Below are 15,210 nucleotides of genomic sequence, written 5' to 3' on the forward strand. Positions count from 1 at the left end.
CTTATTCTTTATGTTCTGAAATCTCTTCCAGAACGGCTGTCAATTCAATATGTCTACGAACGTGTCTTTATTTCTTCGTCGCTTGTGTTTCAAAGCGGGTGCAAAACTAAAACTAATTTTTTAAACCTGCAAGAAAAAATTTGAAAAATTTTGAAGCTTTATTTTCGCCTCATTTTTCTTTTTTCCTTCCCAGTCTATCAAAGAGCTTTCCGTGTTTTGCGGGGTGCAAATGTAAATCGCTTTTTCAAATCTCGCAAGCTTTTTCGAATCTTTTTTTTAGAAAATTTCTTCCCTTTTAATTCTTATTCCCTTGCCGGCATTTCGATGAGCGTTTCGCTGTTGCGGGTGCAAAAGTAGAACCTTTTTCCGCTTTTCCAAGCTTTTTTGTCCGCTTTTTTCAATCTTTTTTCAATCTTTTTCTTAACTGTCTGGAAGCAGTCCCTTTACGCTCTGCTTTTTTTTTGATGCTTGTGGGGTTTTTCTGAACTGCGGTGCGGTTTTGCCGTTTTATCGGGGTTTTGCAATGCCGCTTTTGCGGGGTCTCCGCCATTTGGCGCCCTTTTTGCGCGGCTCCTTATATCCTTAAAGGGGCGCTTTACGTAAAAATGCCTTCCAGAAAAGCTCCTCCATGGCCCCGATGCAAGCGGAAATCCTTTTTGGGCAGGGGTTCGGGTGCAATCTTTTGCAGCCCATAGCCGCAAACGGCCCACATTTATCATTAAAGCTTAAAGCTTCGCATCTGCCCAGCATTATATTCCATACTTATATTATATGCATATAAAAAGCAAACCCGACAGGTTTTCAAAAAACTGCCGGGTTTGAAATAAAAATTACTCTTATATATAAGTAGGAAACAAAAGCTATACTATATAAGTAAGTATTACTGATTCAAAGTGTCTATTACTTCTTTGGTAATTTGAATGCTTTTTAGTTTTGCTTGATGATCGAAGATTGGACTTGTTACCATTAGTTCGTCGATTCTTGCATAATCAATGAACTTTTTCAAATCGGTTACTAATTGTTCTTTGTTTCCTGTAAAGGTTCCTGCTGTCATTTGGTTTACATGAAAACGTTCTGCTTCGTTCATGATATCATCTAATGAAGGAACTGGTGGTTGCAATCCTTTGCGGTCATTCCTAATTAGGTTTAGGAACATTTGATACAAACTAGTAGACAATAATTCTGCTTCTTCATTTGTGTCTGCTGCTATAATATTGACACATGCCATTGTTTTTGGTTTATCCAAATACTGTGATGTCTGGAAATTTTCTCTATAAAACTCAAATGCCTGAATCATCAATTTTGGCGCAAAATGACCAGCGAAAGCATAAGGCAAACCATAAGCTGCCGCCAAAGCTGCACTGTCCATACTTGACCCTAAAATCCAGATTGGCACATTAAGACCTTCTGCAGGAAATGCACGAACTTTTCCTGTTGCGTTTTCTGCTGAAAAATATTCCTGAAGTTTGCTCACGTTTTGCGGGAATCGTTGTGCTTGCTCAAAAAAGTCTTTTCGAATTGCTTCGGCAGTTGGCTGATCTGTTCCAGGGGCTCTTCCTAAACCTAAATCGATTCTATTTGGATAAAGCGTTTCTAGAGTTCCGAATTGTTCTGCTACTACTAAAGGAGAATGATTTGGAAGCATGATTCCTCCAGAACCTACACGGATCTTTTCAGTTTGACTTGCCACATAACCAATTAAAACAACCGTTGCTGTACTTGCAACGTGTGCCATATTATGGTGCTCTGCCAACCAGATTCTTTTGTATCCAATTTTATCGGCTAATTGTGCAATGTCTTTTGTTTTTTGAAATGTTTCTGTTGCGTTACTATCTTGAGTGATAATTGCAAGCTCTAATATTGAGACTGAAATTGGGTTTTTCATATTAATTAAGGCTAAAATGCAAAATTAAGTCATTTATACGAATGCCTTTGTTTTCTAATGTTAATAGAATTATAATATTTGTAGCTACAAATATTATTTCTCCAACTGAATAAAAATCTGCTTGTGAGTTGTTTTTCCATCATCTTTTATTTTTAAATCTTTATTAGATTCGATTTCAAATTTTGATACAGTTTCTATATTCAGAGATATATCATGATTTCTAAAAGTTTCTGGAATTTCTGGAAGCCGAATGGTTACGCTTACTTCTTTATTTTTCTGCTGAAAATCGACTTTTATTCTATCTCGTAACCAAATGTATTCGTAAACTTCCTGCCACGGCGCCATCCAGATTGAGTCATTTCCTTTTAAACCATATTTGTTAGCAAGCGTAGTCATATAATATTTGAATTCAGGAAAACGTATGCTTAGATTCCACAAATTTGTATTTCCTGTTCCGTGTGTGAATTCATTAAACCAAATGGTATTGGGCTGTTTCGTAATCGAATCTAACGTTTTTAGATAACGATCCATAGTTTTAAATGTGATCGTATCTTTTGAACTCTGCACAAAAGTTCTAGCAGAAATCATTTTATCTAAATTTACTTTTGAGTCAACTTTTAAAACTGGGCCGACACCATAATAAGATGCTACAGAAAAATGTCCGTTATTAAGTGCCTCTTTTTCATATTCTAAATAATATTTTTCATCACCTTCTCCGCCAGGAACTACAAAATGAGACATTGTAAAATCTAGATTCTGCTTTATTGAAGTTTTATTTTCGGTCACTTCTGCAAAATAATTCGTTCCATGTTTTGTGGCATGATGAAAACCGTGATTCAAAATGTCCCAGCCTGCATTGTACATTTCCTTTACCTCAGCCCAAGAAAGATGTCCGCGATTTTCTGGTAATTCACGAATCGAAGCTCCATTAATCGCTAATGCCAATTTAAACGGAATTTTATTTCCCATTCCATCAGAATAGAAAAGTCCTTCCGAAGTTGTTCCGTCTCCACCTTGATCAATTTTCCATTCGTTAATTGATGAATTGCTGATCTTTCCTCCATTCAATAATGGAAAAGCTGTTAAGTAAGCAGATCTGTAACCATCGTCGAGCGTAAAACTATAGGCTAAATGTTTGTTGTATTTTAAAGGAGCAACAGCAATTTTTATTTTATCGGCCGATTTTAGTTTTATTTTGAATGAAATGGTTTTCGGTTTTGAAGAATCCTTTTCGATAATTCCGTTTGAAAAACAATTGAAATTGCTAAAAAATAAAGCAGTTACTATTAGAAGAATTTGTTTAGACATAAAATTTAGTGGTTCATTTTCGAATTAAAATTACATTTCTTTTTCAAAAAAATATTTTAAAACTGATTCTAGTACTAAAATAATTTCTGTCGATTCAAAAAAGCGAACAAATTTAAAACCTAAATTTGTAGATCAAATACCAAAATTTGATTTAGCATCTCTGCAAATGACACACAAAATTTTAATTATAGACGACGAGGAAAAACTGAGAAGTCTGTTGGTTCGTATTATTAAATCGGAAGGATTTGAAGTTTTTGAAGCGAAAGATTTAAAATCTGGTTTTAAAAAACTGGAACAAACCGATATTGATGTTGTTTTGTGTGATGTAAAATTACCTGACGGAAACGGCGTTGATTTTGTTCAAAACATAAAAAGCAGTTTTTCTTTAACAGAAGTTATTCTGCTGACGGCTTTCGGAAATATTCCCGACGGTGTTCAAGCGATGAAAAATGGTGCTTTCGATTATATTGTAAAAGGTGATGATAACGACAAGATCATTCCGCTTCTTTATAAAGCAGTCGAAAAAGTACATTTGCAGAAAAAAGTAAAACAGCTTGAAAAACGCATTGGCGATAAATATTCTTTCAATACCATAATCGGAAAATCAAAAGGAATTGAGCAAGTTATTGATTTAGCTCAAAAAGTAGCCAAAACCGATTCGACTGTTTTATTGACTGGTGAAACGGGAACGGGAAAAGAAGTTTTTGCACAGGCAATTCATGAAAATAGTAATCGTGCAGGAAAATCTTTTGTGGCTTTAAACTGCAGTACTTTCAGCAAGGAAATTTTAGAGAGTGAACTTTTTGGTCATAAACAAGGTGCATTTACAGGAGCTGTAAAAGATAAAAAAGGTTTTATCGAAGAAGCCAATGGCGGAACTTTATTTTTGGATGAAATTGGTGAAATGCCAATTGATCTTCAAGCGAAATTATTACGTGTTTTAGAAACTTCTGAATATATTCCTGTTGGCGATACCACTCCAAAAAAATCAAATTTTAGGTTAATTGCAGCAACAAATCGAGACTTAAAATCAGAAAGTGATGAACATCGTTTTCGTTCCGATCTGTATTTCCGTTTGAACATTTTCGAAATTAAATTGCCTTCCTTAAGAGAAAGAATTAAAGATATTCCGCTATTGGCCAATTATTACGTGAAGCAATTTTCAGAAAAAACGAATAAAAAAGATTTACAGGTTGGAGATGACTTTTTACAGAAATTAGAAAATTACTCTTGGCCAGGAAATATCCGTGAACTCAAAAATGTTATTGAAAGATCGGTTATTTTGAGCAATGGAAATATTTTGACAGCAGATGTTCTTCCTTATGAAATGCAGCATCAACCTGAAAATAATTCAAAACCAATGTCGGCTTTCTCCATGCAAAGTATTGAAAAACTGCATATTCAGAAAGTTTTAAATTATACTAAAGGAAATAAAGCTGAAACGGCTCGATTATTAGAAATTGGAATTGCTACTTTATATAGAAAATTGGAAGAGTACAATATTCAGCTGTAATCCTGGAAGGTTTTCAAAACCTTTCAGAAATCGGAACAAACCTATCATTTCAATAAAAGCTTATCAAAATGATAGGCTTTTTTTATGCCTAATTTTTGGCACACAACTACATTCCTTTTATTGACAACACTTTACACTCAACTTGATTTTTTCGGAACATCTTTTGGCATAAGGAGAGAGAACATTAAAAATTCATTCCAAATGAAAAATCAAGTTACCTCAATCTATAAACAAGCAGAACGATTTGCTGAGATTACTAAAAAAAATATTATCTGCGGTAATATCGTTCGAGCAAAAAAATGCTTAGCGCTTGCTGAACGGTTATTTATAAACGGAAGTATCGAAACCAAAAATGCCATTTCTAACGTATACGTTTTTTCGGTTTCGTCTTTTATGGAAATGCGTCACTGCAATATTTCACATCTTTTTCCTCAAACGCTTAAAGCAGAATATATCAAGCAAGTTAATGCTTCAGGAGTATAATTTAAAGTCTACAGTCTTAAATCTAAAATAATCATGGTCACAATCCTCCTTCTCTCTTTAGCAGTTTTACTGTTTGCCATTTGTTTTCTGTCAGTTGAATTCTTTGAAAAAATCTAAATCATGACCGCACTATTTATTATTTCAATCGCCGTTTTCGTGTATTTGATTTATGTACTAATCAAACCCGAAAAATTTTAATCTAGTGAAAAGTTATAAGTAAGAAGTAAAATGTTATGCGTCAATCCTTATTTACGAATCACATCTCACTTTATACATTTCACATCTCACAAAAAAATATAAATTATGAACACAGAGTTACTTGGCGTCATTGGTATTTTTATCCTAACTATTGTTTTAGCGATTCCTTTAGGAAAATATATTGCTAAAGTTTATTTGGGAGATAAAACACTTCTTGACCCAATTTTCAATCCAATTGAAAAATTTATTTTTAAAATCAGCGGTATAAATCCTGCCGAAGAAATGAACTGGAAACAGCACTTAAAAGCACTTTTAAGTATCAACATGGTTTGGTTCTTTCTTTGCTTTTTCGTTTTATTGTTTCAGGGATCTTTACCTCTTAATCCAGATAATAATCCCTCAATGTCACCAGATTTGGCATTTAACACTGCTATTTCATTTTTAGTCAATTGTAATTTACAGCATTATTCAGGCGAAAGCGGGGTTTCTTACCTTTCGCAAATCGTCTTGATGTTCCTTCAATTTGTTTCTGCCGGTATCGGGATGGCTGCTGCCGCTATGATTTTTACAGCAATGAAAGAAAGAACTACAGAAAAATTGGGCAATTTTTATAATTATTTCATCAAAAGCTGTACTCGCATTTTATTACCGCTTTCAGCAATTGTAGCTGTAGCACTAGTATTTAGCGGAACTCCAATGACTTTTGAAGGTAAAGATACAATTACAACACTTCAAGGCGATCATGTAGAAGTTTCGCGCGGACCAGCTGCTGCCTTTATTGCTATTAAACATATTGGTACAAATGGAGGCGGATTTTTTGGAGCCAACTCAGCGCATCCATTAGAAAATCCAACTTATTTTACGAATGGAGTTGAACTTTGGGCGCAGATGATTATTCCGTTTGCAATGATTTTTGCTCTTGGATTTTACCTCAACAAAAGAAAACTTTCAAATATTATTTTTGGTGTAATGACGGTTGGATTTTTACTTCTGGTTGTTCCAACAGTTATGAGTGAAATCAACGGAAATCCCGCTATCGAAAAAATGGGCATCGCACAGACAACTGGAGCGATGGAAGGAAAAGAAGTTCGGTTTGGTCCAGCAATTTCAGGTTTCTGGAGTATTGCCACAACGGTAATTTCTACAGGTTCTGTAAACAGTATGCATGATAGTTCTATGCCTATTTCTGGGGCTATGCAATTATTATCGATGATGGTAAATGCCTTTTACGGCGGATGTGGTGTTGGTATTTTGAACTACTATATTTTTATTATTCTGGCTGTATTTATCTCCGGATTAATGGTCGGCCGAACACCTGAGTTTTTAGGAAAGAAAATTGAAGCACGAGAAGTAAAAATTGCTGCTTTTATTGCGATTCTTCACCCATTATTGATTTTAGCAGGAACAGCTTTGGCTTCTTATTTTGCTGCACATGATACTGCAATGGGTTATTGGTTCAGCGGAAATGCAACAGGTTGGTTAAACAATCCTGGCAATCACGGATTCTCTGAAATGTTATACGAATATACTTCGAGCGCTGCCAATAACGGTTCTGGTTTTGAAGGTTTGGGAGATAATAATCCGTTCTGGAATATCACAACCGGAATTGTATTACTGTTGAGTCGTTTTATTCCGATAATTGGACCATTGGCAATTGCAGGTTTACTAGCAGGTAAAAAATACATTCCAGAGAGTGCAGGAACTTTAAAAACAGATACATCAATCTTCGGAATCATGACTTTTGCCGTAATCGCAATTATCGCTGCTTTATCATTCTTCCCAGCGTTGGCTTTAGGTCCATTGGCAGAATATTTTGGAATGTAAAATGTGAATAAGTAAAATGTGAGATGTAAAAAAGTGATTCCCAAAGTCAAACAACATCTTACAACTCACATTTCACATTTTACCTTTTCACAAATAACAAATCATAAGCGTGTCTCAAGATTCTTGATTAATCCATAAATAAGTTTTCCTATGATATCTAATTTTCCAATCAATTGTTCAGATTCTTTTTCATTGAAAAAATCTAACTCCTTGCTTAATAAAATTAAAGTATCAAGTTCTGATAAAGAACCTAAAGAAATATGTAAAAAATGGATAAACTCTTTTGTTCCTTTTCTTGCTGCACCTTCCGCAATATTAGCAGGTACAGAAACAGAAGCTCTGCGGATTTGGGAAGTAATTCCAAACTTTTCCTCAGAAGGGAATTGTCTTGTAGCTAAATAAATTTCTTTAACGAATTCAAAACTTTTAATCCATGAATTCAATTTTTTGTGAGGTTTCATATTTAAAATAATTATTTGCAAAAGTAGGAAATTTCATATTTTACATTTAACATTTTACACAAAGAAAAAATGACAACTAATAAATCCACATCATTGTTTGAAAGTAAACAGGTAAAAGAAGCCTTAGTGCAGTCTTTTGTCAAGCTGAACCCAAAAATGATGATCAAAAATCCGGTAATGTTTACTGTAGAAATTGGAACTGCAATTATGTTTGCCGTTTGCATTTCTATCTTAATGGGCGCAAGCGATCAGGGAAGTTTTATTTACAATTTGATTGTTTTTCTAATATTACTGGCAACACTTTTATTTGCCAATTTCGCCGAAGCCATTGCCGAAGCAAGAGGAAAAGCACAAGCCGACAGTTTAAGAAAAACAAGAGAAGAAACTCCTGCAAGACAGATTCTGCCAAACGGAGAAATCAAAAATATCAGCTCTTCAGCATTGAAAAAAGACGATATTTTCGTTTGCGAAGCTGGCGATTTAATTGCTGCCGATGGTGAAATTATCGAAGGTTTGGCAACAATAGACGAAAGCGCTATTACCGGAGAAAGTGCTCCTGTAATCAGGGAAGCTGGCGGTGACAAATCTTCTGTAACCGGAGGGACAAAAGTATTATCTGACAAAATTAAAGTAAAAGTAACTTCTGAACCTGGCGAAAGCTTTTTAGATAAAATGATTGCTTTGGTTGAAGGTGCAAGCCGTCAGAAAACACCAAACGAAATTGCCTTAACCATTTTATTAGCCGCATTTACTTTAATTTTCGTGATTGTGTGCGTTACGCTAAAACCGTTTGCCGACTATGCAAACGCACCCATCACGATCGCGGCTTTCATTGCTTTGTTCGTATGTTTGATTCCAACTACAATTGGAGGATTGCTTTCGGCGATTGGTATTGCAGGAATGGACAGAGCGTTACGAGCTAACGTAATTACAAAATCAGGTAAAGCGGTTGAAACTGCTGGAGATATTGACGTATTGCTTTTGGATAAAACCGGAACCATTACCATTGGAAACAGAAAAGCAACCAATTTTTATCCTACAAAAGGAATTTCTTTTGATGACTTTGTGAAATCGGCTGTTTTGAGTTCGCTTGCTGATGATACCCCAGAAGGGAAAAGTATTTTAGAATTAAGTGAAATGATTGATGTAAAAAGTGAAACAAAAGCTAGCTTTTTACAAACAACTTCTGACATCTCACACACAATCAAATTTACTGCTGAAACTAGAACTTCGGGTGTGATTTTAAAAGATGGAACCAATATTAGAAAGGGAGCACAAGATGCTGCTAAAAAAATCGCAGAACAAGCAGGTAACACTTTCCCCGAAGATACTTTGCAACAAGTTGTTTCTATTTCTTCTAATGGAGGAACACCATTAGTAGTAATCAAAAACAATGAAATTCAAGGAGTTATTGAATTGCAGGATATTATCAAAACTGGAATGAAAGAACGTTTTGAGCGTTTGCGCAGAATGGGGATCAAAACGGTTATGGTTACAGGTGATAACCCGCTTACGGCTAAATTTATTGCCGAAGCAGCTGGTGTTGATGATTTTATTGCCGAAGCTAAACCTGAGGATAAAATGAATTACATTAGAAAAGAACAAGCCGAAGGAAGACTGGTTGCCATGATGGGAGACGGGACAAATGATGCTCCTGCACTTGCGCAAGCCAATGTTGGTGTTGCCATGAACAGCGGAACTCAAGCCGCTAAAGAAGCTGGAAATATGGTCGATCTTGACAATGATCCAACAAAACTAATCGAGATTGTAGAAATTGGAAAACAGCTTTTAATGACTCGAGGAACATTGACTACGTTCTCAATTGCGAATGACGTTGCTAAATATTTTGCTATTGTTCCTGCTCTTTTTATTACTGCGATTCCTGCGCTTCAAGGTTTGAATATTATGCATTTGCATAGTCCCGAAAGTGCGATTTTATCGGCTGTAATTTTCAATGCGATTATCATTCCGATTTTAATTCCGCTCGCATTGAGAGGTGTTGAATATCGTCCGATTGGGGCAAGTGCCATTTTAAAACGTAATCTTTTGATATATGGCTTAGGTGGTTTGATTGTTCCTTTTATCGGAATAAAAATAATCGATTTAGTTGTTGCCTTATTTATGTAAATAGAAGTTACTAAGACGCTAAGCTGCTAAGACTCTAAGTTTTTTTCTTAGCATCTTAGAAACTTAGCAACTCAGAATCTTAAAAATAAAAAAAATGAAATCTATATTTTCACACATAAAACTTACTGTCGCTACATTAATCTTGTTCGCAGTTATTTATCCTTTAGCGATTTACGGAATTGCACAAATTGCTCCAAATCAAGGAAAAGGAGAAACGATTTCGGTTAACGGAAAAGTGGTGGGTTACCAAAAAATTGGTCAGAAATTCGATAAGTCGAATTATTTCTGGGGAAGACCTTCGGCTGTTGATTATAATGCGGCCGGAAGTGCCGGAAGCAACAAAGGCGCAAGCAATGCTGAATATCTAGCATTGGTTCAAAAAAGAATTGATACACTTTTATTGGTTCATCCGTACTTGAAAAAATCTGATATTCCTGCTGATATGGTTACGGCTTCAGGAAGCGGTTTAGATCCGAATGTTTCTCCGCAAGGCGCTTTGATTCAGGTGAAACGAATTGCTAAAGAAAGAAAACTGGACGAAGCGAAAGTAAAATCTTTGGTGGAATCTAAAATTAATTCGGCTGTTGTTGGTCCAAAAACGGTTAATGTTTTGGAATTGAATGTGGCGCTGGATCAGCTTCGCTAGAAAAGGTTCTGAGGTTCTGAGTCGCTAAGGTTCTAAGGTTTTTCTCCTGCAAGGTTTTTAAAACCTTGTAGGTATGAAAAATTTACATCAAATATTATCATAAAAAGTAACCGCGTAGTTTGTCATCCTGAGGAACGAAGGATCACACTAGGAGCTCGACAAAGATTGACGATCATGCGGACGGAGTTTCTCGTGTGATCCTTCGTTCCTCAGGATGACAAACAGAACGTGAACTTAAAATTAAATACCTACAAGGTTTTGAAAACCTTGCAGGAAACGGAAACGCCTTTTTACCCCAAATACCCTAGCCCCGATAGTAGTGGAAATCCTTTTTCTGGCTTCTTTAGCCAGGAAAAGATTGAAACGGATAGAGGGATTAGCTCCTAAAAAATCTACTAATAAATAATAGAATACCACAAAAATGAAAAAAATAATACTTACTGCCTTAATCGCTTTTGGTTACGGCAATTTACAAGCACAAGAAGAATCAAAAAGTCCGTTTACGTTTTCAGGATATGTAGACGCTTACTATAGTTATGATTTCGGGAAACCTGAAAATCATACTCGGCCAAACTTTTTTTACAGTTATAATAAAAGCAATGAAGTTAACCTGAATTTGGGAATGGCAAAAGTGAATTATTCTAAAGAAAATATTCGAGGAAATTTTGCTTTGATGGCGGGAACTTATGCCGAGTATAATATGTCTGCTGAACAAGGTTTGTTGAAAAATGTTTACGAAGCGAATGTTGGGGTAAAAATTTCGAAAAACCATAATTTATGGATTGATGCGGGAATTATGCCTTCGCATATTGGTTTTGAAAGTGCGATTGGAAAAGACTGTCAGACTTTAACCCGAAGTATTCTGGCTGAAAATTCACCTTATTATGAAACGGGTGTAAAAATTGGTTATACGTCTGAATCTGGAGAATGGTATTTTGCGGGTATGTACTTGAATGGCTGGCAGAGAATCGAGAAAGTAGAAGGAAATCAAACGCCTGCTTTTGGAACTCAGGTTACATACAAACCATCTGATCGGGTTGCTTTGAACTGGAGTACGTATGTTGGAAATGAACAGCCGGATATTGACAAAAAGTGGCGTTATTTCAACAACTTTTACGGACAGTTTAAGGTAACGGAAAAGACAAATATTACGGCTGGTTTTGATATTGGATCTCAACAATCGGCTAAAGGAAGCAATAAATATGATGTTTGGTTCTCTCCTGTTTTAATTCTACAATACAAACTAACTGATAAAATTCAGCTTGCAGCACGTGGAGAATATTACAGCGATGAAAAAGGTGTAATCATTGCAACAGAAACGCCAAACGGATTTAAAACTTACGGATTTTCAGCTAACTTTGATTACTTAGTTACTGATAATGTTATGTTTAGAATTGAAGCCAGAAATCTTTCCAGTAAAGACGAAATCTTCACCAATAAAGACAATCTTCCAACGGATACAAATACGTTCGTGACAACTTCGCTGGCGATTAGTTTTTAAGGGAATATTTCTTGCCACAGATTACACAGATTAAAAGGATTTTTTAATGTCTTTGTGTAGATTTATTTGCCACGAATTACACAAATTTCCACGAATTGTATTTAAATAAAAATTTGTGTAATTCGTGGCTAAAAAAAGATAATCCTTCTAATCTGTGTAATCTGTGGCTTTAAAAAAAAACTTTGTGACTTAGCGCCTTCGTGGCAAAAAATATGGAAAACGAAAATAATAACGCGCAGCACTTTCTCGATTTAATTCAGAAATCACGAAAGGGAAAGTTTAAAATCTACATTGGAATGAGCGCCGGTGTGGGCAAAACTTTTCGTATGCTTCAGGAAGCGCATTCGTTATTGAAAAACGGAATCGATGTCAAAATTGGCTACATCGAAACGCACATGCGAAAGGAGACGCATGAATTATTAGCGGGTTTGCCTATAATTCCGAGACGGACTATTTTCTATAAAGGAAAAGAACTCGAAGAACTCGATGTTCAGGCCATCATCAACCTTAGACCAGAAGTGGTTATTGTTGATGAATTGGCGCATACGAACGTTGAAGGAAGCAAAAACGAAAAACGCTGGCAGGATGTTTTAGAGATTTTGGAGGCGGGAATTAATGTGATTTCGGCGGTTAATATTCAGCATATTGAAAGTTTAAATGAAGACGTAAAAAGAATTACCAATATTGATGTTCAGGAACGCATTCCCGACAATGTTTTGCGATTGGCTGATGAGGTTGTAAATATCGATTTGACATCAGAAGATTTGATTGCGCGTCTGAAAGAAGGAAAAATTTATACGGCAGATAAAATTCCGACCGCTTTAGCGAACTTTTTTAAATCGGAACAGATTTTACAGCTTCGAGAATTGGCTTTGAAAGAAGTAGCGAGTCAGGTGGTTCGAAAAGTTGAAAATGAAGTTCCAAATCTGCATGCTTTACGACATGAAAAATTACTGGCGTGTATAAGCAGTAATGAAAAAACAGCCAAAATTATAATTAGAAAAGCAGCAAGATTAGCCAGTTATTATAATGGTTCTTGGTATGTTTTGTATGTAGAAACTCCACAAGAAAGCAGCAATAGGATTGCACTTGATAAACAAAGACATTTAATTAATAACTTTAAACTCGCTGTGCAATTAGGCGCGGAAGTTATTAAACTGGAAAATTCAAATATTACAGATGCTATTTTAACAACGGTAGAACAAAAACAAATTACAACTGTGTGTATTGGGAAACCACATTTTAATTTGTTTAAAGTAATTTTGTCTACAACAATTTTTAGACGTTTGCTAAACAAACTGTCTTTGTCAAATGTTGATCTTGTAATATTATCGTAAAATGTGAGATGTTTTTTGTAAAATGTGATTTTCTTTTACATTTTACGTTTCACATCTTACAAACAACATTTTACACAAAAAACAAAATATGAGAATTAAAACCAAATTGAATCTGGGTGTTGGATTGTTATTTTTGATGATCATCATTCTCTCGTTAGTAAGTGCTTATTCTGTTTTTCTGATTAAGCAGGACACCGAGAATATTCTGAAATCCAATTACAATACGTTGGAATATTCTAGAAATATGATTTTTGCTTTGGACGAAATGAAATCGGATTCAAAAGAAACGATTCAGGATTTTGAGAAAAATCTCGAAAAACAAACCCAAAACATAACAGAACCAGGTGAAAAACAAGCAACCGAAAAACTGAAAGAAAGTTTTGCTCTTTTAGAGAAAAATAACGCTGATGAAAATATAAAAGCACAAATTCGTCAGGATATTTTTGCTATTATGAAGTTGAATCTCGACGCTATAAAACAGAAAAGCGACATCGCTAAACATTCTGCTGAAACAGCTAATCTGTCGATTGCGATTGTTGGAACTTTATGTTTTTTAATTGCTTTTAACTTATTGGTTAATCTGCCCAATAATATTGCCAATCCAATTAAAGAGTTAACGCTGAGTATTAAAGAAATTGCCAATAAAAATTATTCAGAACGTGTTCATTTTACAAGTCACAGCGAATTTGGAGATCTTGCCAAATCGTTTAATACCATGGCGCAAAAGCTTGAAGAATATCATGACAGCAATGTCTATAAACTTCTTTTTGAGAAAAAACGATTAGAAACGCTTATCAATAATATGAACGATCCAATTATTGGTTTGGATAATGAGGGAATTGTATTGTTTGTGAATGATGAAGCGCTGAAAATTATTGGTCTAAAATCGGAAGATATAATAGGAAAACCTACATCTCAATTAGCTATTTCTAATGACTTAATCCGTTCTTTAATTTTAAAAGAAAACAAAACTCCAAAAAAACAGCCTCTCAAAATTTTTGCTCACGGAAAAGAAAGTTATTTCGAAAAAGAAATACATAATATTACCATAACACCAACTGGCGAAGAAAAAGAAATTAATATTGGCGATGTGATTATTCTGCGAAATATTACCCTTTTTAAAGAATTGGATTTTGCCAAAACCAATTTTATTGCCACCGTTTCGCACGAATTAAAAACTCCGATTGCTTCTATAAAATTGAGTCTTCAATTGCTTGAAAATACTAAAACGGGCGATATGAACGATGATCAAAAACAGTTAGTAGAAAGCATTAAAGATGACAGTCAGCGTTTGTTGAAAATTACGGGCGAATTGCTCAATTTGTCACAATTGGAAACAGGAAATATTCAGTTGAATATTGGCAAAAGCAATCCGCATGAAATTGTGAAATATGCTGTTGAAGCTGTAAAAGTTCAAGCCGATCAAAAACAGATTCAATTGATTGTTGATGCCAATGAAAATCTCAAAAACGTAAAAGCAGATGCAGAAAAAACAGGCTGGGTTTTAATTAATTATTTATCAAATGCAATTCGGTATTCATCTGAAAAAAGTACAATTCTTATTAAATTAAAAGAAGAAAATAATCAGATGGTTTTTCAGGTTATTGATACTGGAAAAGGAATTGAACCTCGATACAAAGACAAAGTTTTCGATAAATATTTCCAAATTCCAGGAAGTCAGAAATCTGGAACTGGTTTAGGTTTAGCAATTAGCAAAGAATTCATTGAAGCTCAAAATGGAAATGTTGGCGTTGAAAGCAATTTGGGATTAGGAAGTACTTTTTGGTTTACATTGAAAGTTTAAAGTTATTTTTTCTTATTGAAATTGTCATTGATTTCTTAATTTCTATTCCCTTGATTAATATTCGCTTAAGGTTCAATTAAGCCCAAAATACCAAGGTCGAACATTCGTTAATATTGCAAAACA

Annotated in this window: 12 protein-coding genes; 9 read left to right on the plus strand and 3 right to left on the minus strand. The window is 34.9% G+C overall.

The window, feature by feature from the left end:
- Positions 1–880: 880 nt before the first annotated feature.
- Both AC1Q5Z_RS18415 and AC1Q5Z_RS18420 read right to left on the minus strand, forming a co-directional pair.
- Positions 881–1,885, minus strand: coding sequence for an LLM class flavin-dependent oxidoreductase (locus AC1Q5Z_RS18415; RefSeq protein ID WP_492446295.1), 1,005 nt, complete (start codon positions 1,883–1,885; stop codon positions 881–883).
- 93 nt (positions 1,886–1,978) lie between these two features.
- Positions 1,979–3,193 (minus strand): polysaccharide deacetylase family protein, encoded by a 1,215-nt coding sequence (locus tag AC1Q5Z_RS18420; protein ID WP_343589020.1) that lies wholly within the window; start codon positions 3,191–3,193, stop codon positions 1,979–1,981.
- Positions 3,194–3,359: 166 nt separating this feature from the next.
- Here AC1Q5Z_RS18420 and AC1Q5Z_RS18425 point away from each other — a divergent pair, with 166 nt between their 5' ends.
- From AC1Q5Z_RS18425 to kdpA, 4 genes are all read left to right on the plus strand, one after another.
- Complete coding sequence (locus tag AC1Q5Z_RS18425) at positions 3,360–4,706, plus strand: sigma-54-dependent transcriptional regulator (protein WP_343589019.1); 1,347 nt, start codon at positions 3,360–3,362, stop codon at positions 4,704–4,706.
- Between the two features lie 201 nt (positions 4,707–4,907).
- A complete protein-coding gene (locus AC1Q5Z_RS18430) occupies positions 4,908–5,189 on the plus strand; it encodes a DUF7674 family protein (protein WP_008466868.1) in 282 nt (93 codons plus the stop codon).
- A gap of 120 nt (positions 5,190–5,309) precedes the next feature.
- A complete protein-coding gene (gene kdpF / locus AC1Q5Z_RS18435) occupies positions 5,310–5,387 on the plus strand; it encodes a K(+)-transporting ATPase subunit F (protein ID WP_073099479.1) in 78 nt (25 codons plus the stop codon).
- 105 nt (positions 5,388–5,492) lie between these two features.
- Complete coding sequence (kdpA, locus tag AC1Q5Z_RS18440) at positions 5,493–7,211, plus strand: potassium-transporting ATPase subunit KdpA (RefSeq protein WP_492446298.1); 1,719 nt, start codon at positions 5,493–5,495, stop codon at positions 7,209–7,211.
- Between the two features lie 101 nt (positions 7,212–7,312).
- Here kdpA and AC1Q5Z_RS18445 read toward each other — a convergent pair whose 3' ends face one another.
- Entirely contained in the window at positions 7,313–7,672 is a 360-nt protein-coding gene (locus tag AC1Q5Z_RS18445) for a four helix bundle protein (RefSeq protein WP_492446300.1), read from the minus strand.
- 69 nt (positions 7,673–7,741) lie between these two features.
- Here AC1Q5Z_RS18445 and kdpB point away from each other — a divergent pair, with 69 nt between their 5' ends.
- The 5 genes from kdpB to AC1Q5Z_RS18470 all read left to right on the plus strand — a co-directional run bounded on the left by kdpB (position 7,742) and on the right by AC1Q5Z_RS18470 (position 15,087).
- Complete coding sequence (gene kdpB / locus AC1Q5Z_RS18450) at positions 7,742–9,799, plus strand: potassium-transporting ATPase subunit KdpB (RefSeq protein WP_492446301.1); 2,058 nt, start codon at positions 7,742–7,744, stop codon at positions 9,797–9,799.
- Between the two features lie 94 nt (positions 9,800–9,893).
- On the plus strand, positions 9,894–10,445 hold the full coding sequence (locus AC1Q5Z_RS18455) for a K(+)-transporting ATPase subunit C (protein ID WP_492446303.1): 552 nt from the start codon (positions 9,894–9,896) through the stop codon (positions 10,443–10,445).
- Positions 10,446–10,866: 421 nt separating this feature from the next.
- Entirely contained in the window at positions 10,867–11,946 is a 1,080-nt protein-coding gene (locus tag AC1Q5Z_RS18460) for a porin (protein ID WP_492446304.1), read from the plus strand.
- A 212-nt stretch (positions 11,947–12,158) separates the two neighbouring features.
- Positions 12,159–13,283, plus strand: coding sequence for a sensor protein KdpD (locus tag AC1Q5Z_RS18465; protein ID WP_492446306.1), 1,125 nt, complete (start codon positions 12,159–12,161; stop codon positions 13,281–13,283).
- Positions 13,284–13,371: 88 nt separating this feature from the next.
- Complete coding sequence (locus AC1Q5Z_RS18470; RefSeq protein WP_343589012.1) at positions 13,372–15,087, plus strand: sensor histidine kinase; 1,716 nt, start codon at positions 13,372–13,374, stop codon at positions 15,085–15,087.
- The last annotated feature ends 123 nt before the right edge of the window (positions 15,088–15,210 follow it).

It is taken from the genome of Flavobacterium sp. GW823-FHT06G12, from assembly GCF_058794775.1.